The sequence below is a fragment of the Georgenia sp. Z2081 genome, assembly GCF_055326445.1.
Genome location: NZ_JBUZNK010000001.1, coordinates 914,789 through 940,725, shown reverse-complemented (window position 1 = coordinate 940,725; position 25,937 = coordinate 914,789). Strand labels below are relative to the sequence as shown.

Here is a 25,937-nt window from a genome sequence, read left to right as displayed (position 1 = left end):
GTTCGTCCTGAGCCAGGATCAAACTCTCCGTAAAAGTTTCGCACCCCAACCAACCCACAGGCCAGCCAGAGCGACTATCCATACGAAGACCAACCCAACCCCCAACAAGGAGCCAGGCGATCCCAACCAACCCCACCAACCCAGGAAAAACAAGCTGGCAGAGCCAAAAAAACAAACAAAAACATGCGAGGACACCAACACGCACAACCAACCCACAACGAGCCGGCCACGACGCATCGACACCCCCACACACATGGCATCAAAAACAATCACGCACTGTTGAGTTCTCAAACAACCCACCCACAACACCCAGACCCAGAAACACCCAGGCCCACAGCATCAGGGCAACTTGACTATCTTAGCCATCTGTTTCCCGGCTGTCAACCTGCTCGAAACGAGCTGCTGACCGTCCGTTCTTCTTGATGGCCCGACGCACGCCGGCCAAGGCCGTTGTCGTCGGTGTGGCCTTCGGGACCGGCCACCAGCTGGTGTCCGTCTCTCCCGTTCAGGCCTCGTAGAGATTAGGCCGGGCTGCTCGCGTTGGGCAAGCCAGCGGGCAGTGCGCTCGGTCACATGGCTGGTTTCGCCCGGAGTTGCAACGGTTCGCCCGCGTCACCGGCGCAGGGACAACCGGGCCTTCGACTCCCGGGCGACGACCAGTGCGTCCTGGCAGGCGGCGGTCCCGGGGACGCCCGCAGTCGTCCCGGCTCCGCCCCTGCCTTCCGGCACCGGGACGTCAGTCGCCGACCTGCCCGTCGATCGCCTCGCGGAGCAGGTCGGCATGCCCCGCGTGCCGGGCGTACTCCTCGACGAGGTGGACGAGGATCCAGCGCAGGGTCGGGGGCGGATCCTCCCCGTGCACGTTGACCCGGACCGGGACCGCGAGGACGTCCGCCCCGTCCGCGCGCCCGAGCGCCTCCGCCACCACCCGCCGGGAGCGGCTCACCGCGGCCTGCCAGTCACCCTTCAGCTGCTCCCCCGCCACACCGGTGGCCCTGGTCCAGTCACGGTCGGGGTCGTCGGCCCAGTCCTCGTCGGCGCCCACCGCCGGGGTGATCACACCTCCGAGGCTGTAGGAGCACCAGTAGTCCTCGACGAACGCCAGGTGGCTGAGCAGGCCGCCGAGCGTCATGGTGCTGGGCGGGTGCCGCTGCGCAAGCTGCTCGTCGTCGAGGCCGCCCGCCTTCCACGTGATCGTGTCCCGGAGGTAGTCCAGGAACCCGACGAGGGTCTCCGTCTCGTCGCCGGCGGTCGGAGGTTCGGTACGTCCCTGCTCGTCGCGGACCACCCGGGCCTCCTCGCCCACCACGCCGGTCCGCGGGGCCCCCGTCCCGTTCGCACGGTCGTCGTCGAGCCGATCGCCGGCGTTCACTTCCGCGTCATCCATGCGTCGGACGCTACGGGCACGACCCCGCCGCTCGCACGCAGGGCACGGTCCCGGAGTCCCACCCCGACGAGCGGATCGCGCGACCTCGCCGCCCGCACGCTGGACACGTCGTTCCACGTGATCCGTCCCCGCCCGGAGCGGGCCTCCCGGAGTGATCTGTCCGACCGGGACCTTCAGCCCACGAACGTGACGTCCCTTCGGGGCACGATCTACCTGTACCGACCAAGCAGCGGCCCACCCGCTGATCCGACACAAGGAGCTCGCCATGGCCACCACCACCGCCGGCACGCGGTCCGCCACCATCTACCAGGACGACATCATCAAGAGCTCGTCCGCCCGCGTCTTCCTCGGGCTCTCCCGCATCGGGATCGGCCTGTACTTCCTCTGGGCGTTCCTCGACAAGACGTTCGGTCTCGGCTTCGCTACCGAGTCGGCGAACTCGTGGATCAACGGCGGCACGCCGGCCCAGGGCTACATCAACGGCGTGGCCGTCAACGGTCCGCTCGGCGGCTTCTTCGAGCTGTTCGCCAACCCCTTCGGCGACATCCTGTTCATGGCCGGTCTGCTCGGCATCGGCGTCGCGCTCGTCAGCGGGGCCGGCCTGAAGATCGCCGCGGTCTCCGGAGCGCTGCTGCTGCTCTTCATGTACCTGGCCCAGCCCCCGTTCGCGGTCGACGCCGCCTCGAACCCCATCCTCGACAGCCACGTCCTCGAGGGCTTCCTCGTCGTCATCCCGGCGCTCACGCTGGCCGGCGACACGCTCGGCATCGGCAAGTGGTGGGGTGGCATCGTCGGCAACGGCTGGCTGCGCTGACGACCGTCCAGCACAGACGGCCGGCACGCACGGACGACAGGCCCGTACGGGCACGCCCCGCACGAACGAAGGACCCGCCCTCCGGGGCGGGTCCTTCGTTCGTGCGGGGCGGCCGGGCTGCTCGTGGCGGCCGCACGGTGTCAGGCCGCGATCAGACGACCTCTGCCCACGGGGCGCGCGGCGTCGCCTCGGTCTTCGCGGTCGGTGCCTTGCCCGCCGCCTTGGCCAGCTGCTGGGAGGCATAGCCCTGGACGGCCTCGGCCACCGCCTCACCGACGCGCGGATCGAACACGCCGGGGATGATGAAGGACGGGTTGAGCTCGTCCGTGCTCACCACCGAGGCGATCGCGACGGCCGCGACACGCAGCATCTCGGAGTCGATGTGCCGCGCCCCGGCGTCGAGCAGCCCCCGGAACAGCCCGGGGAAGGCGAGCACGTTGTTGATCTGGTTCGGGTAGTCGCTCCGGCCGGTCGCCACGACGGCGGCCGTGCGGGACGCCTCCGCCGGGTCGACCTCGGGGTCCGGGTTCGCGAGCGCGAAGACGATGGAGTCGTCGGCCATCGTTGCGACGTCGTCGCCGTCGAGGATGTCCGCCGACGAGACACCGATGAAGACGTCCATCCCGGCCAGGCCGTCCTTGAGGGAGCCCGAGTAGCCGTCGGCGTTGGTGTTGTCGGCGACCCACTGGCGGTGGGGGTCCGACTCGGTGTGCCCGGAGTGCAGGGCGCCGTTGCGGCCGAACGCGACGATGTTCCGGGCCCCCTGGGCGATGAGCAGCTGGATGATCGCGTGCCCGGCGGCCCCGACGCCGGAGACCGCGATCTTCACGTCCTCGAGCTTCTTGTCCACGACGCGCAGCGCGTTGATGAGCGCGGCGAGGACGACCACCGCGGTGCCGTGCTGGTCGTCGTGGAAGACCGGGATGTCCAGCTCGTCGCGCAGGCGAGCCTCGATCTCGAAGCAGCGCGGCGCCGAGATGTCCTCGAGGTTGATGCCGCCGTAGGCCGGGGCGATCGCCTTGACGATCGAGATGATCTCCTCGGTGTCCTTCGTGTCGAGCGCGACCGGCCACGCGTCGACATTGCCGAACTCCTTGAACAGCGCGGCCTTGCCCTCCATCACGGGCATGGACGCCTCGGGGCCGATGTCGCCCAGGCCGAGCACGGCGGTGCCGTCGGTGACGACCGCGACCGTGTTCCGCTTGATCGTCAACCTGCGCGCGTCCTCCTTGTTCGCGGCGATCGCCTTGCACACGCGGGCGACGCCGGGCGTGTACGCACGGGAGAGGTCGCGCCGCGTGCGCAGCTGGACCTTCGAGGTCACCTCGATCTTGCCGCCGAGGTGGAGGAGGAACGTGGAGTCCGAGACCTTCGAGACGCTCGCGCCCTCGACCGCCTCGATGGCGTCGCGCACCCGCTCGAGGTGCTCGCCGTCGATCGTGTCCGCCGTGATGTCCACCGTGAGCCCCTCGGCCCCGGAGTGGACGACGTCGACGCCCATGACGGAGCCGCCGGCGTCGACCACGGCGCTCACCACCTCGGCCGTCGCGCGCGGCGAGGTGCCGACGAGCACTCGCAGGGTGGTGGTGTAGGACGGACTGGGCACTGCCATAGGGACCTCCGTGGTCGTGATGTGGTCGAAACTGTAAGGGATCGCGACGGTCTGTCAGGTCCGGACGCGTTCGAGGACGAGCTCCTTGACCCGGGCGGCGTCCGCCTGGCCCCTGGTGGCCTTCATGACGGCGCCGATGACCGCGCCGATCGGGCCCAGGTTGCCCGAGCGGATCTTCTCGGCGATGTCGGGCTGCGCGGCCAGGGTCTCGTCGATGACGGCGAGCAACGGACCGTCGTCCGAGACGACGGCGAGCCCGCGCGCCTCGACGACCTCGGTCGGGCCGCCCTCGCCCGCGAGCACGCCCTCGAGGGCCTGGCGGGCGAGCTTGTCGTTGACCCGTCCGGAGTCGACGAGGCCCTGGAGCTCGGCGACCTGCTCCGGGCTCACGCCGACCGCGTCGAGCTCGACGCCGCGGGAGTTGGCCGTGCGGGCGAGCTCGCCCATCCACCACTTCCGGGCGGAGGCGGGCGACGCGCCGGCGGACACCGTGGCCTCGATGAGGTCGAGCGCGCCGGCGTTGACGGCGTCGCGCATCTCCGGCTCGCTGAAGCCCCACTCGCCGATGAGCCGACGTCGACGCAGCGCCGGCAGCTCGGGCAGGGCGGCCCGCAGCTCCTCGACCCACTCGCGCGAGGGCGCGACCGGCACGAGGTCGGGCTCAGGGAAGTACCGGTAGTCCTCGGCGTCGGACTTCACGCGGCCGGCCGAGGTGGTGCCGGTGTCCTCGTGCCAGTGGCGCGTCTCCTGCGTGATGCTGCCACCGGCCGCGAGCAGCGCGGCCTGCCGCTGGATCTCGTAGCGCACGGCCCGCTCGATCGATCGGAACGAGTTGACGTTCTTCGTCTCGGTACGCGTGCCGAGCGGCGCCTCGGGGCTCTCCCGGAGGGAGACGTTGACGTCCGCGCGCACGTTGCCGCGCTCCATGCGTGCCTCGGACACGCCGAGCGCCCGGAAGATGTCCCGCAGGGACTGCACGTAGGCGCGGGCGACCTCGGGCGCGCGCGCTCCCGTGCCGACGATCGGGCGCGAGACGATCTCCACCAGCGGCACGCCGGCCCGGTTGTAGTCCACGAGCGAGTACTCGGCGCCCTGGATCCTCCCGGTCGACCCGCCCACGTGCGTGTTCTTCCCGGCGTCCTCCTCCATGTGCGCCCGCTCGATGGGGACGGTCACCTCGGTGCCGTCCGCCAGCTCGACGGCGAGCTCGCCGTCGTAGGCGATCGGCTCGTCCGACTGGGAGGTCTGGAAGTTCTTCGCGAGGTCCGGATAGAAGTAGTTCTTCCGGGCGAACCGGCAGGACTCGGCGATCTCGCAGCCCAGCGCCAGCCCGATGGTCACGGCGTGCCGGACCGCTGTGCCGTTGACGGCGGGCAGCGCGCCGGGCAGGCCGAGCGAGACGGGCGTGACGTGCGTGTTGGGCGCGCCGCCGAACTCGTTGAGCGCACCGTCGAACATCTTGGTCCGGGTGCCGAGCTCGACGTGGACCTCCAGGCCGATGACCGGGTCGAACCGGCGCACGGCCTCGTCGTAGTCCATGAGGGTGTCGGTCATCGCTGCGCCTCCGTCAGCTCCGGGGCCCGGTCCAGCAGCGGACCGCCCCACGTCTCGTCCAGTGCCCGCTCGAGCGCGCCGCCCACGCGGTAGAGCAGCGCGTCCTGCCGCGCGGGGGCGATGATCTGCAGCCCGACGGGCAGGCCGTCGTCGGACAGGCCCGACGGCAGCGACATCGCAGGGACCCCGGCGAGGTTGGCGGGGATCGTGGCGATGTCGTTGAGGTACATCGCCAGCGGGTCGTCGATCTTCTCGCCGATCGGGAACGCCGTGGTCGGCGCCGTCGGGGAGACGAGGACGTCCGCCTGCGCGAAGGCCGCGGCGAAGTCCCGCTGCACCACCGTGCGCACCTGCTGGGCGGCGCGGTAGTACGCGTCGTGGAACCCGGCGGACAGCGCGTGCGTGCCGAGGATGATGCGCCGCTTGACCTCGTCGCCGAACCCGGCCCCGCGGGTGGCGGCCATGACGCGCTCCGCGGTCGCCGGCCCCTCGGACGGCTCGACCCGCAGGCCGAACCGCATGCCGTCGTAGCGGGCGAGGTTGGAGGAGGCCTCCGCGGGGAGGATGAGGTAGTAGGCCGCGAGCGCCTGCTCGAAGGACGGTGCGGAGACCTCGACGATCTCGGCCCCGCCCGCGCGGAGCACGTCGAGCGCCGCGTCGAAGGAGGCGCGCACGCCCGCCTGGTAGCCGGCTCCGCCGAGCTCGGCCACGACGCCGACGCGCAGGCCCTGCAGCGTCCCCGTGCGGGCGGCCTCGACGAGCCCGGTCGCCGGGTCGGTGAGCGAGGTGGCGTCCAGCGGGTCGTGCCCGCCGACGACCTCGTGCAGCAGCGCCGCGTCGACGACGGTGCGGGAGACCGGTCCGATCTGGTCGAGCGAGGAGGCCAGGGCGATCGCCCCGTAGCGCGAGACGCCGCCGTAGGTGGGCTTGACGCCGACGCTGCCGGTGACCGCGGCGGGCTGGCGGATCGAGCCGCCCGTGTCCGAGCCGAGCGCGAGCGGCGCCTGGAACGAGGACACGGCGGCCGCCGACCCGCCGCCGGAGCCGCCCGGGATGCGGGTGAGGTCCCACGGGTTGCGGGTCGGCCCGAACGCGGAGTGCTCGGTGGAGGAGCCCATGGCGAACTCGTCGAGGTTGGTCTTGCCGAGGATCGGCATCCCGGCGGCGCGCAGTCGCGTGACGACGGTCGCGTCGTAGGGCGGCAGCCAGCCCTGGAGGATCCGGGAGCCGGCCGTGGTCGCCTGCCCGCGCGTGACGATGTTGTCCTTCACCGCGATCGGCACGCCCGCGAGGGGGGACAGCTCCTCGCCGGCCGCGCGGCGCGCGTCGACGTCACGCGCGGTGCCGAGCGCGGCGTCGGCGCTGACGTCGAGGTAGGCGTGGACGTCGGCGTCGACGGCGGAGGTGCGCGCCAGGTGCGCCTCCGTGAGCTCGACGGAGCTCACCTCGCCGGCGGCCAGGGCGGCCGCCTGGTCGGCGGCGCTCATGCGGGTCAGGTCGCTCACGCCTCCTCCCCCAGGATCTGCGGGACGAGGAACTGGTCGTCCTCGGCGGCCGGCGCGGCCGCGAGCACCTCGGCGAGGTCGAGCCCGTCGGCGGGCTCGTCGTCCCGGAAGACGTTGACGAGCGGCAGCGGGTGCGAGGTCGGCGGCACGTCGGGCGTGGCGATCTCCGAGACGCGCTCGACGGCCTGGGTGATCACCTCGAGCTCCCCGGCGAGACGCTCGATCTCGTCCGGGGTCAGCTCGATGCGGGCGAGCGCCGCGACGCGCGCGACCTCGGCGGAGTCGAAGGAGGGCATGCGTGGAAGTCTAGTTCCATCAGCGGTGCGCCTAGGCTGGCGCCCATGCCCCGCAGGACGTTCGACACGCTGCTCCGCACGGGCGTGCGCGTCGCCGCCGTCACCGCCGCCGCCCAGCTGACGGCCGCCGGCGGGATCATGGCGGTCGACCACCTGCGCAAGCTCCGCGAGCCGCTGTCCGGCGAGTTCCCGGCCACCGAGCCGGTCGACCTCGACGTGCACGGCTCGCAGATGAAGGTCTTCACCTACGGCCAGGACCTCTACGAGGACATGCTCGCGGCCATCGAGGGCGCCACGCGGTCCGTCTACTTCGAGACGTTCATCTGGAAGCGCGACGACACGGGACGGCGCTTCAAGGAGGCCCTCGAGGCGGCGGCCCGGCGCGGGGTCGACACCTATGTCGTCTTCGACTCGTGGGGCAACCTCAACCAGGGCCTGCATTTCTACCGGTTCGCGGACCTTCCCCACCTGCACGTGCGGCGGTTCCCGCTCATCCGGCCGGGCCTGCTCATCGGGAACATGCGCCAGACCGGGCGCGACCACCGCAAGCTCCTCGTCGTCGACGAGACAACCGGCTACGTCGGCGGGTACAACATCGGCGACCTCTACGCGACCACCTGGCGCGACACGCACCTGCGCGTGACCGGGCCGGCGGTGTGGGAGCTGGCCAACGCCTTTGTGGACTTCTGGAACGACCACCGCACGCGCAGGCTGCCCGAGCTGCCCGACCCGGGTGCCCGCGAGTGGCTCGCGCAGATCGAGGCCCGCTCGAACACGCCCCACCGCATGCTCTTCCCCGTGCGCGGCATGTACCTCGACGCGCTCGACCGGGCCGTGGACACCGTCGACATCACGATGGCGTACTTCATCCCCGACCGGGAGATCCTGCGCGCGCTCACCTCGGCCGCCGCCCGGGGCGTCCGCGTACGGGTGATCATCCCCCACCGCACCAACCACGTCCTCGCCGACTGGGTCTCGCGCCCCTACTACGACGACCTGCTCCAGGCCGGCGTGGAGCTGTGGCTGTTCAAGGACGCGATGGTGCACTCCAAGACGATGTCCGTGGACGGGCGGTGGACGACGATCGGCACCGCGAACATCGACCGGATGTCCCTGCAGGGCAACTTCGAGGTCAATCTCGAGGTGCACGACGACGGGCTCGCCGAGCACATGGCCCGGGTCTTCGACACGGACCTGACGAACTCCATGCAGCTGACGCTCGAGGAGTGGCGGGCGCGGGGGTGGTGGCGCCGGCCGCTCGAGCGCCTTGTCCGCCCCCTGGGGCCGCTCCTCTAGCTCCCACGTTCGTCGAGTGTGCGGTTCACGGTCGCCGAGAGTGCGGTTCACGGTCGTCGAGTGTGCGGTTGCTGGTCGTCGAGTGTGCGGTTCACGGTCGTCGAGAATGCGGGCCGCTCCACAGGCACTGTCCGGACACCGGCATCCACAGCCCGCAGGTCCTGCCGAGCCACCGTCCTTCCGGGGCGCCACGATCACTCCATGACGACCGCGTCTCCGCAGCCGAGCCCACCACCCGTTCCCGAGATGCTGTCACGTGTGCCCGCATGGCCCTGGCGGACGTCCGACGGACAGTCCTCGACCGGCAGCGACGGCGGTGGCCACTCACGACAGTCGGAGCCAATGGTGCCGTCCCGCCTACGGCGGGGCTCCGTCGTCGGGCTTCCGACCACGGTCGAGGGAGCGGATCGCGCAAGGCTCGAGCACCGGGCCCGCATCTACGCCGTTCATGACCGCCTGAAGACGCCGCACACGTTCTGTCTGTCCTCGGCCGCGATCCTGCTCGGCCTCCGTACGCTCGACATCCCTCACAAGGTGCAGCTCGTCGTCGGGCCCGGCGCCGCGACCGAGTCCGCCGACGACGTCGAGCGGCACCGGTTCGTCCTCGACCCCGCGGACGTCACCACCGCGCACCACGTCCCCGTGACGACCCCGCGACGCACGGTTCTCGACCACGCCAGGTTCACCCGCCCGGTGGCAGCGCTCGTCGTGGCCGACCACCACCTTGCCCGCGTGTCCGCGCCCGACCGGCGCGATCGAGCACCCGGAGAACGGCGGGCCGGACGCGAACGTCACGAGCTGCTTCTCGCGCTCGGCCGGCTCCCCCGTGGTGCGCGCGGCAGGCGCCGTGCACTGGACATCCTGCAGTGGACCATGCCGTGGGCCGAGTCCGCGTGGGAGTCGGTGACCCGCTGGATCGTCCTCACCTGGGGGCGCCGCGACGTCGTCGCCCAGGTCGAGATCAGGTGCCACGACCGGACCTGCTATCCCGATCTGGCGATCCGCATCGGCACTCTCGACGACGGCCAGCCGCGGTGGCTCGTGATCGAGTTCGACGGACACGTGAAGTACGTCGGAACGGCCGAGGAGATCCGCGCGGTCCGTGCGGACCAGGAGGCGCGTGAGCAGGCGCTCGTTGCTGCGGGGCATGCGGTGACCCGGCTCGAGGCCGCGACGGCTGCCCACCCGATCGACGTCATCGCCCGGCTCAGCGCGGCGATCAGGTCGGCTGGCGGGAGCGAGGAGTTCGTGCCCCTCGAACCGGTGCTCGGCCTGATGCCTCCCGAGCGCGCGACGGCGAAGGGGCGCCGCACGAGTGCGCGGCGGCGGTGAGACCGGCGCAACGATCTGACACCGGGACACTGGCGACGGGGACGACGGGCGGGCCCGCTCACGGTGCAGGCGGGCTTGCTCAACCGCACTCTCGGCGACCATCAACCGCACCCTCGAGGTGGGCCAACCGCACTCTCGGCGACCGGGAACCGCACGCTCGACGACGTGGTCAGGGCGCGGGGACGGCCGCGTCGAGGCCCTGCTCGAGCAGCCTGACGAAGCCCGCCTCGTCGAGCACGGGCACGCCCAGGTCCCGCGCCTTCGTCTCCTTCGAGCCGGCGTTCTCCCCGGCCACGACGACGTGCGTCTTCTTCGACACCGACCCGGACGCCTTGCCGCCGCGCGCGAGGATCGCCTCCTTCGCCGAGTCGCGGGTGAACCCCTCGAGGGAACCGGTGACGACCACGGTGACGCCCTCGAGCGTACGCGGGGTGTCCGCCGAGGCCTCCTGCTCGGTCCGCACGCCGGCAGCGGCCCAGCGCTCGACGATCTCGCGGTGCCAGGCCACGTCGTCGGCGTCCACGGCGTCGACCTCGGTCTCCGCCACGTCGTCGCCGTCGACGACGGGCTGCGCTCCCGCGTCGTCGATCGCCTCGTCCTCGCCGTCGCCCCCTCCGTCCGCCGTGACACCCGGGCTGCCGTGGTACCAGGCGAGCACGGACGCCGCGATCGTCGGCCCCACCCCGTCGACCTCGGCGAGCCGCTCGACCGGGGCGGAGAAGATCGCCTCGAGCGAGCCCATCTCCGTGGCGAGCGCCCGCGCGGCGGTCGGGCCCACGTGCCGGATCGACAGGGCGACGATCACCCGCCACAGGTCCTTGTCCTTCGCCTCCTCGAGCCCGGCGATGAGCTTGTCGGTGGTGCCGGTGGGCCGCGGGGGCACCACCTCGTCGTCCTTGGTCTTGAACCGCTTCACGGTGCGCTGGGTCCAGAACACGCGGCGGTGCACCCAGCGGCCGGTCGGCACGAACGCCGACGAGCCGGAGGCCTCGTCGCGCGCGAGCTCGGGCCGGTAGGCGAACACCTCGCGCAGGTCCTCGGCCGTGAGGTCGAACAGGCCGGACTCGTCGGGGAGGACCGGCTCCTGGGGCGCCGGCACGTCGTCGACGTCGGTGATCTCGCCGTCCTCGGTGACCAGGGCGTGCCCGGCGGCGACGGCCGCTAGCGCCGGCTCCCGCCCCCCGGTCGGCCCGTCCGGCCCGTCCGGGTCGCGCGTGGCGTCCGGGTTCGTCAGCGCGAGCGCGGTCTCGTAGCCGAGCGCCTCGATGTCGAACGCGCCGCGGGAGCCGACGTGCTCGACGCGCTCGGTGAGCTGGGCCGGGCAGGAGCGTGCGTTGGGGCAGCGCAGGTCGACGTCGGCCTCCTTGGCCGGCGCCAGGGTGGTCCCGCAGCTCGGGCACTCGGTGGGCATGACGAACTCCGTCTCGGAGCCGTCCCGCAGGTCGACGACGGGCGCGACCACCTCGGGGATGACGTCGCCCGCCTTGCGCAGCACGACGGTGTCCCCGATGAGCACGCCCTTGCGGGCGACCTCGGAGGCGTTGTGCAGCGTGGCCATCGAGACGGTCGACCCGGCCACGAGGACGGGCTCCATCACGGCGTACGGGGTCACGCGGCCCGTGCGGCCGACGTTGACCCGGATGTCGAGGAGCGTGGTGTTGACCTCCTCCGGCGGGAACTTGTAGGCGACCGCCCAGCGCGGCACCCGGGAGGTGTGGCCGAGCCGCCGCTGCAGCGCGCGGTCGTCGACCTTGACGACGACGCCGTCGATCTCGTGGCTGCCCTCGTGCCGGGCGGCGCCGCGCTCGGCGATGAATGCCTCGACGGCCGTCCGTCCGGACAGCAGCCTGGTGAGGTCCGAGACCGGCAGTCCCCACGAGGCGAGGAGCTCGTAGAAGCCGTGCTGCGTGGTCGGCACCTCGAAGTCCTCCCCCGGCACGACGGCGCCCACACCGTGGGCGAGGAACGCCAGCGGGCGCGAGGCGGTCACTCGGGGATCCTTCTGCCGGAGCGACCCGGCGGCGGAGTTGCGCGGGTTGGCGAACGGCGCCCTGCCCGCCTCGACGAGAGCGGCGTTGAGCTCGGCGAACTCCTTGACGGGGAAGAACACCTCGCCGCGGACCTCCATGCTCGCCGGGTGCGGTCCGCCGTCGAGCACGTGCGGGACGGAGTCGAGGGTGCGCACGTTGAGCGTGACGTCCTCCCCGGTCACGCCGTCGCCGCGGGTGGCGGCCCGGGTGAGCCGCCCGGCCTCGTAGGTGAGGTTGACTGCCAGGCCGTCGACCTTGACCTCGCACGTGACGGGCACGTCGGGCGCCTCGTCGGCCGCGGCCCCGGTCGCGTCGCTCACCTCGGCCCCGATGCGGGCGAACCACTCGGCGAGCTCCTCGAGGGAGAAGACGTCCTCGAGGGAGTACAGCCGCTCGGCGTGGTCGACGGCGGCGAAGTCCGTGGAGTACGTGCCGCCGACGGACTGGGTCGGCGAGTCGGGAGAGCGCAGGTCGGGGTGCGCCTCCTCGAGCGCCTCGAGCTCGCGGTAGGCGGCGTCGTACTCGGCGTCGGACAGCGTGGGTGCATCGCGCATGTAGTACGCCCACCGCGCGGCGTCGACCTGCTCGGCGAGCTCGGTCCAGCGCTGGCGGTCCTCGGGGCGTGCCGGAGCCGTCTCGGTGTCGCCCGTCTCGGTGTCGCTCATGTGGCCATCCTTGCGCAGGCCGCCGACACGGGCCGAACCGTGCTCACTCGTCACCGGCGGGGGCCCGCCGGGTGCTCGGCGGGTGCCTCGCGGATGGCCGGCGGGCCCGTCGCGGCGTCGGACCGCCGTGGCAGGCTGGGCCCATGTGCGGTCGCTACGCGAGCTTTCGGCAGGCGCAGGACCTGGCCGACGTCTTCGACGTCCACGCCGTCGCCGACGGGGTGGCGGACCTGCGGCCGTCCTGGAACGTCGCGCCCACGCAGGACGTGCTCATCGTCGTCGAGCGCCTCGTCGACGCCGAGGGCCGGATCGTCGGCCGCGAGGGTTCCGGCGAGGCGACCGGCCCCAGACGGAGCATGGAGGTCGCGCGCTGGGGTCTCGTCCCCCACTGGGCGAAGGACCCGACGGTCGGCAGCAAGATGATCAACGCCCGCAGCGAGACGGTCGCGGAGAAGGCCTCGTTCAAGGCACCGCTGCGGACGAACCGTTGCCTGGTCCTCGCCGACGGCTACTACGAGTGGCGGGCGCCCGCAAGCGGGACGGGCCCGAAGACGCCCCACTTCATCACCCGGTCCGACGGCGCTCCGATCGCCTTCGCCGGCATGTTCTCGTGGTGGCGCCCGAAGGACGAGCCCGACGCCGACTGGCTGTGCACCACGACGATCCTCACGGCCGCCGCCGAGGGTGACATGCGCGAGCTCCACGACCGCGTGCCCGTGATCCTCGAGCCCTCCGACATCGACCTCTGGCTCGACCCGACCGTCACGGACCCCGCCGAGGCGCTCGCGATCCTCGCCACGGGCACGCCCGCGCTCACCTGGTACGCGGTCTCCCGCGCCGTCAACACCCCGCGGAACAACTCCGCGGAGCTGGTCGAGCCGGTCGCGTAGGGGCGCCCGCGGCCGAGCGGCACCGGCTGCCGCTGGTGACCGCGCGGCACGGGCGGCGTGGTGCTGCCGGTGGTGGCCCCGTGGCACAGGCGGCGTCGTTCCTCGGTCGCACCGGGGTGTCCCCCGGCGGTCTGACGCCGGCCGGTGCCCGCCTCCCTAGGGTGTGCGCATGACGCCCGCCGACCCCGACCGGACCCGGCCCGTCGCGCCGCGCGCGGGACCCAGCCGGGGCGACGTGCTGGTCGCGGTCCTGGCGGGCCTCACCCTCGGGCCGCTGTCGGTCGCGAGCCTCGGCGGCGGGTGGGCCCCGGGGCTCTGGTCCTCGGGCGTGGGTGCGTTCGTCGTGGTCGTCGTCGCCGGGATGTGCGCGGCGCTCGCGTGGCGCCGCTCGTCCCCCGAGGCCTCGGCGGTCGCCGTGTACCTGGGCGCGCTGGCGCACGTGGTGCTCCTCGGCGTGCCGGTCCTGCCCGTCGACGTCCTCGTGCTCGTGGCCCTGTACTCGGTGACCGCCCATGGGAGCGTCGTCGGCCACCGGGTGGCGCTCGGCGGCGCCCTGCTGGGAGCTGTCGTGCTCGCCGCTGCGCTCGGGGCACCCGGCTACTGGTCGGGACCCGACATGTTCGCCGTCGTCCTCGCCACGGGCGGCGCCGCCGCCGGCGCGTGGGGCGTCGGTCTCCTGCGCCGCACGGCCATCCAGGACCGGGCACGCTCTGCGCAGATCGAGCGGCTCGCCGAGATCGACCGCGAGCGCGGCGCCCGGCTCGCCGTCACCGACGAGCGCACCCGCATCGCACGCGAGCTCCACGACGTCGTCGCCCACACCCTCTCGGTCGTCATCGCGCAGGCCGACGGCGGCCGCTACGCGGCGGCGCAGGACCCTCAGGCCGCGGAGCGGGCCCTCGCCACGATCGGCGAGGTGGGACGAGGAGCGCTGGGGGACATCCGGCGGATCCTCGGCGTGCTGCGCGGCGACGACGCCGGCGCCGCGCTCGTACCGCAGCCGGTCGACGAGGACCTCGACCGGCTCGTCGAGCAGGTGCGCGGCTCGGGCCTCGGGGTCTCGGTCGTGCGCCTGGGCGAGTCCCGCCCACTGCCCGCCGGTGCGGGCCTCATGGTCTACCGGATCGCGCAGGAGGCGCTGACGAACGCGCTCAAGCACGCCGGCCCCGCCGCCGCCGTCACCGTGCTCGTGAAGTGGTCACCGGCCGGCCTGACCCTGCAGATCGACGACGACGGGCGGGGCGCGGCGGCCCGCGGCGACGGTCAGGGGCAGGGCCTGGTGGGCATGCGCGAGCGCACCGCGGTGCTCGGCGGGACGTTGCTCGCCGGCCCGGCGCCGGCCGGCGGTTATCGCGTGCGCCTCGAGGTGCCGGTGCACGCCGGCGCGGGACCCCACGTCGGGCAGGATCGACGTCGAGCCACCGAGAGGACACCGACGTGACCGAGCCCGCAGACCCGACCGACCCGATCCGGGTGGCCCTCGTCGACGACCAGCAGCTCGTCCGGGCCGGGTTCGCGCTCGTCATCGGCTCGCAGCCGGACATGACGGTCGTCGGCGAGGCGGGCGACGGCGCGCAGGCACTGCGGATGCTCGGTGGCGTGGCGGCGGACGTCGTGCTCATGGACGTGCGCATGCCGAACCTCGACGGGCTCGCGGCCACGCGGGAGGTCACCGAGCGCGCCGCGGACGGCGAGCCCGCGCCGAAGGTCGTCATCCTCACGACCTTCGACCTCGACGAGTACGTGCTGCAGGCGATCCGCGCCGGGGCCTCGGGCTTCCTGCTCAAGGACGCACCGCCCGAGGACATGCTCGCCGCCATCCGCACGGTCCACGCGGGCGACGCCGTCATCGCCCCGTCCTCGACCCGGCGCCTCATCGAGACCGTCGCCGATCTCCTGCCACCCGAGGACCTCGCCCGGCCCGCCGTGATGGACGCGCTCACCGAGCGCGAGCGGGAGGTGCTCGTCCTCATGGCGCACGGCCGGTCGAACACGGAGATCGCCGGCGAGCTGTTCGTCGCCGAGGCGACCGTGAAGACCCACGTGGGCCGCATCCTCGCCAAGCTCACCGTCCGCGACCGCGTGCAGGCCGTGGTGCTCGCGTACGAGACCGGGCTCGTCCGGCCCGGCAGGGAGGGACAGGGCGGTCGTACGCCGTCCACCGGTCGTACGACCACGGGATGACGGCAGGTCCCGACGTCGGGCCGACGCGACGCGGCGCCGGCGTTCGTAGGTTCGGGGCAGCATCGGGACCAGGCCCGACGCCGGACGAAGAAGGACTGTCATGACGATCGCGACCACTCCCGCCGGCGCCACCGGCTCCTCCGCCCCGGGGGCCGTGCTCCGCGCCCGCGGCCTGCGCAAGGTGCACGGCCGCGGGGACGCGGCAGTCACCGCCCTCGCCGGGGTCGACCTCGACGTCGCGGGGGGCACGTTCACCGCCGTCATGGGCCCGTCCGGCTCGGGCAAGTCCACGCTCCTCCATCTGCTCGCCGGCCTGGACTCCGCCACCTCGGGCACCATCCACCTCGGGGACACCGAGCTCACGGCGCTGAAGGACGCCGAGCTCACGCTGCTGCGCCGCGACCGGATGGGCTTCGTCTTCCAGGCCTTCAACCTGCTGCCGATGTACACGGCGCGGCAGAACATCCTCCTGCCCCTCGAGCTCGCCGGGCGGACGGTGGACGCGCAGTGGTTCGAGCAGCTGATCGACGTGCTCGGGCTCGGCGGCCGGCTCACGCACCGGCCGGCGGAGCTGTCCGGCGGGCAGCAGCAGCGGGTCGCGATCGCGCGGGCACTCGTCACGCGCCCGGAGGTCGTCCTCGCCGACGAGCCGACCGGGAACCTCGACCTGCGCACCGGCAGCGAGGTGCTCGCCCTCCTGCGCACCTCGGTGCGCGAGCTCGGCCGCACCGTCGTCATGGTCACCCACGACCCGGCGGCCGCCGCGCACGCCGATCGCGTCGTGCTCATCGCCGACGGCCTGGTGCGTGGCGACATCGACCACCCCACGCCGTCCTCCGTGCTCGCCGGGCTCGACGCCCTGCGTCCCGAGAACGAGGTGGCCTGATGCTTCGCCTCGCCGCCGGGCAGGCACGGCACTCCGTGGGCCGGCTCGTCGCCGCCGGTGTGGCGATCGTCCTCGCGGCGTGCTTCCTCACGCTCGCGCTGCTCACGGGCCGGGCGATCGACGACGGCGCACGCGGCGTCCTGCGAGCGGCCCTGGCCGGGTCCGACATCGTCCTCACCGGCACCGACGCGACCGCCGAGGACATCTCGACGCTGGAAGGGGTCGACGGGGTCGCGCAGGCCACCCCGACGTTCTCGACGTGGGTCGGCGTCGGCACCGGGGACTCCACCACCGCGCTCCAGCTCGCCGCCGCCCCGGAGCCCGGGGCCGAGCCGCCCGCCGAGCTCGTCGACGGGACGTGGCCGGCCGGCGACGACGAGGTGGTGCTCAGCGAGGAGGCGAGCCTGTGGGCCGGTGCCCGCATCGGGGACACGGTCGGGGTGGTCGGGCAGGCGTTCGACGAGGACGGCGAGCCGGTGGAGACCGACGCGAGAGAGATGACGGTGGTCGGGATCGCCGAGGACCCGAGCCCCGTGCTCGGCATCCCCACCACCACCGTCTACGTGCCGCAGGCAGTCGCGTTCGACCTCCTCGACCAGGACATGGGAGACGGGGTGTACGGCGTCGGGCTGACGGCTCAGCCCGGGGCCGACGCGGACGACGTCGCGTCGCGCGTGCTCGCCGCCGCCGAGGACTTCGCTGCGGCACCGGGCTCCGCCGCCACCCTCACGGCCGACGAGTACGTCGACGCCCGCCTGCAGGACACCTTCGGGTTCCGGGACGTCATCACCGTGACGACGATCCTCTTCGCGGGCCTGGCGCTGGTCGTCGCGGGACTCGTCATCGCCAACACCTTCCAGGTGCTCGTGGCCCAGCGCGCCCGGACCCTGGCAATGCTGCGTGCGGTCGGCGCGACGCGCCGCCAGGTGTGGTCCTCCGTGCTCGCCGAGGCGGCCGCTCTCGGCGTGGTGGCGAGCGCCGTCGGCACGGCCCTGGGCTTCGGGGTCATGGTGCTCGCGCTCGGGCTGTGGGAGAGCTCGGGCCGGGACCTGGGCATCCCGCTCGCCGGCACGGTCGGGCCCAGCCCGACGACGATCGCGCTCCCCGTCGCCGCCGGCACGCTCGTCACCGTGCTCGCGGCGCTGCCCCCGGCGCGGCGGGCGAGCGCCGTCGCGCCGGTCGAGGCCATGCGGCCCGCGCGTGCGCCGACCCTCCTGCGCGGTTCGCCCGCGCGTCGGGCCTGTGCGATCGCCCTTGCCGCAGCGGGGGTGGCCGCGATGGCCGGCGCTCTGCTCGTCGCCGCCGACCTCGGCACCGGGACACCCGCCGAGTCCACCGTGCTCCTCATGGTCGCCTTGCTCGTCCTCGGCGCCGCCCTGCTCGGCCTCGGCCTGCTCGTGGGGCTGGTGTTCGTGGTCCCGCTCGTCGCGCGCGGTCTCGGTGCGGGGCTCGCCGCACTCTCCCCGCGCCCGGCCCGCGCCACCGTGCGGCTCGCCACCGCGAACGCCACGCGCAACCCGCGACGGACGTCGGCGACGACGATGGCCCTGGTCATCGGCATCGGCCTCGTGACCGGAGTGACGACGGGGACCGAGTCGGTCCGCGCCTCGCTCGCCGTCGAGCTCGCCTCGCGGTTCCCCGTCGACCTCGCCGTCCACGACCCCACCTACGGACCGGACGGGTCGGTCGCGCTCGAGGAGCCGGTGGCCTCGGCCGTCGGGTCGGTCCCCGGTCTGTCCGCATCCGTGCGGGTGACCTCCGCGGACCTCATGGTCGAGGCGCGGTCGATCTCGGCGGACAGCGACGGGTCCGGTATCGGCTCGATCGCCTACGGGCTGCCGGCCGACGCCGGGGACGTCCTGCGGGACGGCTACCCGGAGGGCCTGACGGACGAGACGATCGTGCTACCGCGGGACACGGCTCGCGCGCTCGGCGTCGCGGACGGCGACACGGTGGCGGTCGGCGTGCCGGACCCGGAGACGTGGCAGGTCGACGAGTCCACGCAGCGGGAGATGTCCGTGATCGTCGCGGACCACGGCGACTCGCCGCTGCTCACCGAGGACGCCGTCCGGTCCTTCTACCCCTCCTCGGGGCCCACCGACGTGTGGGCGCGGATCGACGACTCGGCCGACGCCGAGGAGGTCGTCTCCGACGTGCGTGAGGCCGCGAACGCGGCGGCGACCGCAGGGACGTCGGTCGCCGTCGAGGGAGCCGGGGCCGAGCGGCTCGTGTACGACCAGGCAATCGACCGGATCCTCGTCGTCGTCGTGGGCCTCCTCGCGGTATCGATCGTCATCGCGCTCGTGGGCGTGGCGAACACCCTCTCGCTGTCCGTCGTCGAACGGCGCCGGGAGCTCGCCACGCTGCGGGCGGTCGGAATGTCCGGGCGCCAGGTCCGAGGTGCCCTGGCCGTCGAGGGCGTGCTCCTCACCGTGGTCGGGACGGTCGTGGGCGCAGCCTTCGGGCTCGCTGTGGGGTGGATCGGTATCACGTGTCTGCTCGCGGCCACCGAGATGACGGCGCTCGCGGTCCCGTGGGGCGGGCTCGGCCTCACGCTCGTCGTCGCCCTCGTCGCGGGCGTCCTGGCGTCCGTGGTGCCGGCCCGCAGCGCGCTGCAGGTCTCGCCGGTGGCGGCTCTCGGCGCCGAGTAGCCGAGGCGGCGGCAGGCGGGCACGCCGGACGACATCCCCGGTCACGCGAGCCTGTGACCTGCGCGCCCGCACACTCCTGTCCACAGGCGTCTCCTCGGCCGTCCGCCGCGCCCGGCACGGTGGGTGCATGGCCGCCCACGAGCTCGACTCCTCGCCCGACGCCGAGGACCTGTCCGACGTGCTCGCCGCGGACCAGCTCGCGCTGGTCGACGACGGTCCCGGGGCGGGGCGGGTGCTCGCGGTGGGCCGACGGGTCGTGAGCGTCGGGCGAGGTCCCGGCCGGGTCGACCTCGAGGACCCGTTGCTCTCGCGGGACCACCTCGAGCTGCGTGCCCGCTCCGGCCGGGTCGAGGCGCGCGACCCGGGGTCCAGGCACGGCACACGTAGGGCCGGCACCGTGCCCGGCCGGCGTGGGCGCCTCCTCGGACCGCGCTGGGAGCCGGTGGCGCTCGGGACGACCCTCCTCGCCGGGGCCGGATCCGTGCGGGTGACCGGCGGAGCCGGCAGCCTGGCCGCGCCCCGGCCCGTCGTGCTGCCGCCCGGTGGACGGCGCGGGCTGCGTGCCGTCGCCCGGCTCGCCCCCATGCTGCTCGCCCCGCTGGTCATGGTGCCGCTGCTGCTCGGCTCGTCGGCCGGGCCGTGGCGGTTCGCCATCCTGGGCGTCCCGGTCCTGGCCGTCGGCATCTGGCTGCTCGCCGAGCGGGACCCGGCCTCCCGCGTCCCGCCCCGACCGGCTGCCTCCGAGGTGCTCCTGCTCGCCGCTGCCGGCTTGCGCCCGGTCGGCGGACCCGCCGACGTCCTCGTCCTGCGGTTCAGGTCCGGGCCGCACCGCCGCGGCCGCGCCCTCCGGGGCGGTCGGCGCCACCTGCCCGGAGGAGAGCCCCGACGCCGCGGGGAGGCGCGGCGCGGCGGTGCCTCCCGGCGCAGGAGCGGGGGCGGCTCCCGGAGCACCGGGGACCTCAGGCTGTCCCCCGGCGACGTCGTCGGGCTCACCGGACCGGGCGGCGCCCGAGCTGCCCGTTGGCTGCTCGCCCAGGTGCTCACGCACGAGCCGACGGCGACGGCGTCCGTCCCGGCGGGGTGGGCGCTCCCATCCGCGCGCCGGGCCCCCTCGGGCACGGGGACCTCGGGGTCCGACGCTGCGGCGCAGCCCGGTCCGCGCGGGCAGCCCTGGCACGTCTCGGTCGTGGCGGCCGGGCCCGACGCGCGGGCGCCCGAGGCCGCTGCCGGGCGCCGGCACCTCGTCCTCGCCGTCGCAGGTGACCGGCCGCCGGCGTGGTGCACGAGGATCGTGGTGACGGGCCCGCACGACGGGGTGTCGCCCACGTGGGCGGGCCGGCATGCCCGTGCCCTCGAGGTCGCCGGGGGCGAGGGCGAGTCCCTGCCCTCCTCGGTGCACCTCACCGACCTCCTCGGCCCCCTGACCCCGGTTGCGGTGCGTCGGCGCTGGTCGGCCGGGCACGGCCTGCGGGTCCCGGTCGGGCGGGGTACGGAAGGCCCGGTCGAGGTGGACCTCGTCGCCGAGGGGCCCCACGCCCTTCTCGCCGGAGCCACGGGCGCCGGCAAGTCCGAGGCGCTGACCTCCTGGCTCGTCGCGCTCGCGGCCACCTGCTCGCCGACGGACCTCGCGATGGTGCTCGTCGACTACAAGGGCGGCTCCGCGTTCGCGCCGCTCGCCCCGCTGCCCCACGTGTCCGCCGTGCTCACGGACCTCGACCCCGCCGCCACGGTGCGGGCGCTCACCTCCCTCGGCGCCGAGCTGCGCAGGCGCGAACGGGTGCTCGCGGACGCCGGGGCCAAGGACCTCGGCGAGCTGTACGCGCGCGGTGGGTCGCTGCCGCGCCTGCTCGTCGTCGTCGACGAGTTCCGGGCCCTGGCGGACGACCACCCGCAGCTGCTCGCCGACCTCGTCCGCCTGGCCGCCCAGGGGCGCTCGCTCGGGCTGCACCTCGTGCTCGCCACGCAACGGCCGTCGGGGATCGTGGGGCCGGACGTGCGGGCGAACATCACGGTGCGGCTCTGCCTGCGGGTGCTCGAGGCCGCCGACTCGCGCGACGTCGTCGGCACGGCGCGGGCCGCCGAGCTGCCCGCGGTGCCGGGCCGGGCGGTGCTGCGGACCGATGCGGCGCGCGAGGTGCAGGTCGCCTGGCTCGGGCCGACGGGCTCGGGGCTGCCGGCCGACGCCGTGGCCGCGGTGCGGGCGGCCGCGGAGGGCACGGCGGCGCCCGCCGTGCCGTGGGCCCCCGAGCTCCCCGTGGCCGTCGCTGCCGGCGGGATCAATCCGGCGACCGGTGTGCCGCTCCCGTCGACCGCCGTGGCGCTCGTCGACGAGCCGGGCAGGCTCGCGCTGGAGCCGTGGTGCTGGGACGGGTCGGCGCTGCTCGTGCTCGGCGGGCCCGGCACCGGTCGGACCACGGCCCTGCGCGCGCTGGGGGCCGCGGCCGCGCGGGACGGCCGGACCGTGCACGTCGTCGGCGGCCACGACGCGGTGGGATCCGGCGCCGCGACCGGGACGCTCGCCCCGCCCGACGACCCGCGTCTGGTCCTGCGCCTGCTCGAGGTCCTCGGCGGCGCAGCGGCAGCGCCGGGGCAGATGCTGCTGATCGACGACGTCGAGCTGCTCCTCGACCGCCTCGACGCCGCGCTGGGGCCGGGCCAGTCGCTCGCGGCGCTGCCCACCGCGCTGCGCGGGGTGCTCTCCCGGGGCCACCACGTGGCGCTCGCCGGGTCGCCCGCGAGCGCGTCGGCGCGCTGGGCCGAGGTCGGGCGCAGCCGGCTCGTGCTCAGTCCGCGCGACGCGACGGAGGCCACGCTCGCGGGCGTCGACCGGTCGATGTCCGTCGGCACCGCCGTCCCCGGGCGGGCCGTGCTCGTGCGCCCGTCGGGACAGCGGGTCGTCCAGGTCGTCGACGCCGAACCCGTCCCACCCGCCGTGGCGCCCACCGTCCCCACCGAGCGGTCGCCCACATTGCGTCCCCTGCCGCGTGAGGCGCCCGAGCTGCCCGCGACCGCGGGCGAGCGCGCCGGCACCGAGGTGGCCCTCGGCGTCGGGGGCGACACTGCCGACCCGGTCACGGTGCCGCTCGCTGCGGGCGGCGTGCTGCTGGTCGTGGGCCCGCCGGGGTCAGGGCGGACGGCCACGCTCGCGGCCCTCGCGGCCAGGCTCGCGGCCGCCGGGGCGGAGGTCGTGCGCGCCGGAGCGGCTGACCCGTCCGGCGATCCGGGCCGGGTCGTCGTGGCCGACGACGTCGACCGGCTCGGACCTCAGGCGCTCGACCACGTGGTCGAGCTCCCCACCCGCGGCGCCCGGGTCCTCGCAGCGGCGGCCACCATGTCCGTGCTCTCCGCCCATCGGGCGCCGCTGACGACCTGGATCACGGGCCCGATGGTCGTGCTGCGTCCCGACCTGCCGATCTCGGGCCGGCTCGTCCCCGGCGGCCTCGGGGCCGGCGCGGACCCGCTGGCCGCGACGGTCCCCGGGCGGGCGGCGCTCGTCCGGTCCGGCCGGTCCCTGCCCGTCCAGATCGTGCGCGAGGGCGACGCCAGAGGCCGGCACGTGGAGGGCAGTGCGGGTGCCCGGGACGACGAGACGGGCGCGGACGTCCGGCGGGCTACCGACCGCGCCTGTACCGCATGAAACGTCGCGTGTCCGGCCAGAACATCGCCACCAGGCCCACGACGCAGGTGGCCGCGGCAGCGAGGGCGAGACCGAGCGCGAGGTCGATCGTCACCGCCGAGACGCCCGCGAGCAGCCACCAGGTGATGAGCGCCCCTCGCACCGCGGCCCGCCCGCGGCCGGCGGCCCGGGCACCGAGCAGGAGGAGGGCCGCCAGCACGGCGTAGACGACCACGAGCATCACGACCGTGGCCCGCACCACCGCCTCGCCCGAGAGGAGATCGGCGGCGAGGCCACCCGCCACCACGAGCAGCGCCACCGCCTGGACCACGCACACCGCCTGCAGGATGCGGACGGACAGCGGGACGCTCGGTGGGGTCTGCGGGGTCGGCACGGCGCCACCCTAGGTCCTGCACGGCGCGTACCACGGCACGCCCGAGGGGTCACCCGACAGGGACGAGACGACGATCATGCTGTGAGCAAACCCACGCCGCTCACCTGAGCAACGGTCGAGGACGAGCCTTGTGACCGGATGGTGCCCGTGGGATTGTTGGTGCTCGCAGCGACTACATCGCACGACGAAAACCCCGACAACCGGTACGGGCAGCCGTGCGTGCTTGGAGGAACAAGTGGACTGGCGTCACCGAGCAGCGTGTCTGACCGAGGACCCGGAGCTCTTCTTCCCGATAGGGAACACGGGCCCGGCCGTCGTCCAGATCGACGCGGCGAAGGCCGTCTGCACATCGTGCTCGGTGATGGACACCTGCCTGAAGTGGGCGATGGAGAACAACCAGGACTCCGGCGTCTGGGGCGGCCTCTCCGAGGACGAGCGCCGCGCACTCAAGCGCCGCACCGCCCGCGCCCGCCGCGCCGGCTGACCCACCCCCCGCGTCGGCAGTCCCGTCCGCATCCGGTAGTCACGACCCGCGCCGCACCGCCCGCCCGCCCGCCTCGACACCGTCAGGCGGGAGCCGTCTCGGCCCGCGCGTCCCACGCCGTCCGGCACGGGCCACGGACCCGCTCAGCGCAGCGGCCGGCCCAGCCGGTCCGTCCGGGCGGAGCCCAGTGACCGCGGGCGTCCCACCCGGACCCGGAGATGGACCTCGGTCCCGCCGTCGGTGCCGCCCCGCCACTCGATGGCGCCGCCGAGCTCCCCGGCCACGAGGGTCTTGACGATCTGTGTGCCCAGACCGGTGAGGACCTTGCCCTCGGCCAGCCCGACGCCGTCGTCCGTCACGTAGATCTCGAGAGACTCCTCGTGGTGCTCCACCCGCACCACGACGCTCCCGGGCCGGCCGGACAGCCCGTGCTCGACCGCGTTGGTGATGAGCTCGGTGAGCACCACGGCCAGTGCCGTGGCCACGTCCGCCGGTACGAGGCCGAACTGCCCGTCCATCCGCGTGGTGACGTGCGCGTCAGGCACCGCGACGTCGGCGGCCAGGGCGAACACGCGGCCGAAGACCTCGTCGAAGTCGACCACCTCGTCGAGCCCCTGGGCGAGCGTGTCGTGCACGAGCGCGATCGTCGTCACGCGCCGCTCGGCCTGCCCGAGCGCCTGGCGGGTCTCCTCGTTGCCACTGCGCCGGGCCTGGAGGCGAAGCAGCGCGGAGACGGTCTGCAGGTTGTTCTTCACCCGGTGGTGGATCTCCCGGATGGTCGCGTCCTTCGTCAGCAGCTGCTGCTCCCGGCGGCGCATCTCCGAGACGTCGCGGCACAGCAGGAGCGCGCCGCGCCTCTCGCCGCGGTCGGTCAGGGGGATCGCACGCAGCGAGAGGATGACGCGACCCGCCTCCACCTCGGTGCGCCAGGCGGCCCGCCCCATGACGACGACGGCGAGCGTCTCCTCGATCGCGCCGGCCTCCTCGAGATGGTCGGTGAGCACCTCGGCGAGGACCTCCCCGTTGAGGTCACCGATAAGCCCGAGCCGGTGGAGGTTGCTCAGCCCGTTGGGGCTGGCGAACGTCACCCGCCCCTCGACGTCGAGTCGGATGACGCCGTCACCCACGCGCGGCGTCCCGTGCCGGTCGCCGGTGGGTGCGCCGGTCTGCGGAAACTCGCCCCGCGAGACCATCGCCGCGAGCGCGTCGCCGAGCTCCATGTAGGCGACCTCGATGCGCGAACGCATCATCGCGGGCGAGACCACCTGCTCCCGGCCGAGCACGGCGACGTTCTTCCCCTCGTGCAGCACGGGCTGGAGCACGGTGCGCACCTGGTGGCCGTCGTCGCGGACGACCTCGCGGGTGTGCGTGCCGCCGTCGGCCATCGCGTGACCGATGAGGTCCGCCAGCTGCCGGTCGGGCCTGGACCGGACGGCGTCGTCGTAGTGCACCGTCGCCCCGGTCTGCGGACGGCAGTGGGCCGCCACCGCGAAGCCCCCCTCGCCGTCGGGCACCCACAGCAGGAGGTCCGCGAACATGAGGTCGGCGATGACCTGCCAGTCCCCCACGAGCTGGTGCAACCACTCCACGTCCCCCGAGGAGCCCGGGTATGAGTCGGTGAGGATGTTGGACAGCGTCGGCACACGCACAGCGTACGGGGCGCGGCAGGCGCACCGGACCGGGTATCCGCCGCCCGGAAGCCACGCGCCCGACCGCGAACCGCGCCGCGAACCCGCTGCGCCTACGCTGGCACCAGACCCTGCAAGAGATGGAGCACGCATGCGCTTCGACCACACCGTCGAGTTCCCGGCCTCCCCCACGGAGGTCGCCCGGATGCTCGCCGACCGCGACTTCACCGACCGCCGCGTGCGGGCGGCAGGAGCCACCCGCCACACGGCGTCGATCACGGAGTCCGACGACGGCTCGTTCCTGCTCGACGTCGAGGCCACGATCCCGACGACGATCATCCCGGCGACCTACCGCGGTCTCGTCGGCGACAGCTTCGTCGTCCGCATCGAGGAGCAGTGGTCGGCGCCCGGCGCGGACGGCGGCCGGACGGCGGAGTTCGGACTCAACGTCTCCGGCGTGCCCGCGCGCGTCAACGGCACACAGGCGCTGCGTCCGATCGCCGGCGGTGCGACCGCGCTCGACTACCGGGGGGACGTCACCTGCTCGATCCCGCTGCTCGGCCGCAAGATCGAGTCGGCCGTGGTCGGGGCGGTCGACACGGTCCTCGAGGCCGAGCGGCGGGTCGGGCTCGCCTACCTCGCCGAGCAGGAGGGCGGCCAGGGCGGCCTGGGCGCCGACGACCAGGCCTGAGGCGGCTCGCGGCCCCGCCGGG

General features: G+C 74.0%; 19 protein-coding genes. 11 read left to right on the top strand and 8 right to left on the bottom strand.

Annotation, left to right across the window (positions count from 1 at the left end; translation table 11 throughout):
• Positions 1-736: 736 nt before the first annotated feature.
• Positions 737-1,387: a DinB family protein gene (locus ACZLKG_RS04400; RefSeq protein ID WP_463648057.1), complete on the bottom strand. Its 651-nt coding sequence runs from the start codon at positions 1,385-1,387 to the stop codon at positions 737-739.
• A gap of 265 nt (positions 1,388-1,652) precedes the next feature.
• Here ACZLKG_RS04400 and ACZLKG_RS04395 point away from each other — a divergent pair, with 265 nt between their 5' ends.
• Complete coding sequence (locus ACZLKG_RS04395; RefSeq protein WP_463648056.1) at positions 1,653-2,201, top strand: DoxX family protein; 549 nt, start codon at positions 1,653-1,655, stop codon at positions 2,199-2,201.
• Positions 2,202-2,352: 151 nt separating this feature from the next.
• Here ACZLKG_RS04395 and ACZLKG_RS04390 read toward each other — a convergent pair whose 3' ends face one another.
• The 4 genes from ACZLKG_RS04390 to gatC are packed head-to-tail and all read right to left on the bottom strand — an operon-like array spanning position 2,353 to position 7,168.
• Positions 2,353-3,813, bottom strand: a complete 1,461-nt coding sequence (locus ACZLKG_RS04390) for a malic enzyme-like NAD(P)-binding protein (RefSeq protein WP_463648055.1) — start codon at positions 3,811-3,813, stop codon at positions 2,353-2,355.
• A 54-nt stretch (positions 3,814-3,867) separates the two neighbouring features.
• Positions 3,868-5,367 (bottom strand): Asp-tRNA(Asn)/Glu-tRNA(Gln) amidotransferase subunit GatB, encoded by a 1,500-nt coding sequence (gene gatB, locus ACZLKG_RS04385; RefSeq protein ID WP_425710075.1) that lies wholly within the window; start codon positions 5,365-5,367, stop codon positions 3,868-3,870.
• Positions 5,364-6,872, bottom strand: coding sequence for an Asp-tRNA(Asn)/Glu-tRNA(Gln) amidotransferase subunit GatA (gene gatA, locus ACZLKG_RS04380; RefSeq protein ID WP_463648054.1), 1,509 nt, complete (start codon positions 6,870-6,872; stop codon positions 5,364-5,366). The genes gatB and gatA overlap by 4 nt, the downstream gene beginning before the upstream one ends.
• Positions 6,869-7,168 carry an Asp-tRNA(Asn)/Glu-tRNA(Gln) amidotransferase subunit GatC gene (gatC, locus tag ACZLKG_RS04375; protein WP_425710073.1) on the bottom strand — a complete coding sequence of 100 codons (300 nt, stop codon included), beginning with the start codon at positions 7,166-7,168 and terminating at the stop codon, positions 6,869-6,871. The genes gatA and gatC overlap by 4 nt, the downstream gene beginning before the upstream one ends.
• 45 nt (positions 7,169-7,213) lie before the next feature.
• Between gatC and ACZLKG_RS04370 the strand changes: the two genes are divergently transcribed.
• Positions 7,214-8,464, top strand: a complete 1,251-nt coding sequence (locus ACZLKG_RS04370; protein WP_425710072.1) for a phospholipase D-like domain-containing protein — start codon at positions 7,214-7,216, stop codon at positions 8,462-8,464.
• 342 nt (positions 8,465-8,806) lie between these two features.
• Positions 8,807-9,796 carry a hypothetical protein gene (locus ACZLKG_RS04365; protein WP_425710071.1) on the top strand — a complete coding sequence of 330 codons (990 nt, stop codon included), beginning with the start codon at positions 8,807-8,809 and terminating at the stop codon, positions 9,794-9,796.
• Between the two features lie 169 nt (positions 9,797-9,965).
• Here ACZLKG_RS04365 and ligA read toward each other — a convergent pair whose 3' ends face one another.
• On the bottom strand, positions 9,966-12,491 hold the full coding sequence (ligA, locus tag ACZLKG_RS04360; protein ID WP_463648053.1) for an NAD-dependent DNA ligase LigA: 2,526 nt from the start codon (positions 12,489-12,491) through the stop codon (positions 9,966-9,968).
• Positions 12,492-12,634: 143 nt separating this feature from the next.
• Between ligA and ACZLKG_RS04355 the strand changes: the two genes are divergently transcribed.
• From ACZLKG_RS04355 to ACZLKG_RS04330, 6 genes are all read left to right on the top strand, one after another.
• Positions 12,635-13,381 (top strand): SOS response-associated peptidase, encoded by a 747-nt coding sequence (locus ACZLKG_RS04355; protein ID WP_425710069.1) that lies wholly within the window; start codon positions 12,635-12,637, stop codon positions 13,379-13,381.
• 169 nt (positions 13,382-13,550) lie between these two features.
• Positions 13,551-14,822, top strand: a complete 1,272-nt coding sequence (locus tag ACZLKG_RS04350) for a sensor histidine kinase (RefSeq protein ID WP_463648052.1) — start codon at positions 13,551-13,553, stop codon at positions 14,820-14,822.
• A complete protein-coding gene (locus ACZLKG_RS04345; RefSeq protein ID WP_425710067.1) occupies positions 14,819-15,565 on the top strand; it encodes a response regulator in 747 nt (248 codons plus the stop codon). The genes ACZLKG_RS04350 and ACZLKG_RS04345 overlap by 4 nt, the downstream gene beginning before the upstream one ends.
• A 100-nt stretch (positions 15,566-15,665) precedes the next feature.
• Positions 15,666-16,451 carry an ABC transporter ATP-binding protein gene (locus ACZLKG_RS04340; RefSeq protein WP_425710066.1) on the top strand — a complete coding sequence of 262 codons (786 nt, stop codon included), beginning with the start codon at positions 15,666-15,668 and terminating at the stop codon, positions 16,449-16,451.
• Positions 16,451-19,102 (top strand): FtsX-like permease family protein, encoded by a 2,652-nt coding sequence (locus ACZLKG_RS04335; RefSeq protein ID WP_463648051.1) that lies wholly within the window; start codon positions 16,451-16,453, stop codon positions 19,100-19,102. Before ACZLKG_RS04340 ends, ACZLKG_RS04335 begins: the two co-directional genes overlap by 1 nt.
• Positions 19,103-19,229: 127 nt before the next feature.
• On the top strand, positions 19,230-22,739 hold the full coding sequence (locus tag ACZLKG_RS04330; RefSeq protein ID WP_425710064.1) for an FtsK/SpoIIIE domain-containing protein: 3,510 nt from the start codon (positions 19,230-19,232) through the stop codon (positions 22,737-22,739).
• On the opposite strand, the gene ACZLKG_RS04325 is transcribed toward ACZLKG_RS04330, so the two are convergent.
• Complete coding sequence (locus ACZLKG_RS04325) at positions 22,714-23,112, bottom strand: hypothetical protein (protein ID WP_425710063.1); 399 nt, start codon at positions 23,110-23,112, stop codon at positions 22,714-22,716. The genes ACZLKG_RS04330 and ACZLKG_RS04325 overlap by 26 nt on opposite strands.
• A gap of 235 nt (positions 23,113-23,347) precedes the next feature.
• Between ACZLKG_RS04325 and ACZLKG_RS04320 the strand changes: the two genes are divergently transcribed.
• The gene (locus ACZLKG_RS04320; protein WP_425710062.1) at positions 23,348-23,596 is read left to right on the top strand and encodes a WhiB family transcriptional regulator; all 249 of its coding nucleotides are present in this window, start codon (positions 23,348-23,350) and stop codon (positions 23,594-23,596) included.
• Between the two features lie 143 nt (positions 23,597-23,739).
• Here the strand turns inward: ACZLKG_RS04320 and ACZLKG_RS04315 are convergent, their stop codons facing one another.
• Positions 23,740-25,239, bottom strand: coding sequence for a sensor histidine kinase (locus tag ACZLKG_RS04315; RefSeq protein WP_425710061.1), 1,500 nt, complete (start codon positions 25,237-25,239; stop codon positions 23,740-23,742).
• 136 nt (positions 25,240-25,375) lie between these two features.
• On the opposite strand from ACZLKG_RS04315, the gene ACZLKG_RS04310 reads away from it, so the two are divergent.
• Positions 25,376-25,915 carry a DUF2505 domain-containing protein gene (locus ACZLKG_RS04310; protein WP_425710060.1) on the top strand — a complete coding sequence of 180 codons (540 nt, stop codon included), beginning with the start codon at positions 25,376-25,378 and terminating at the stop codon, positions 25,913-25,915.
• The last annotated feature ends 22 nt before the right edge of the window (positions 25,916-25,937 follow it).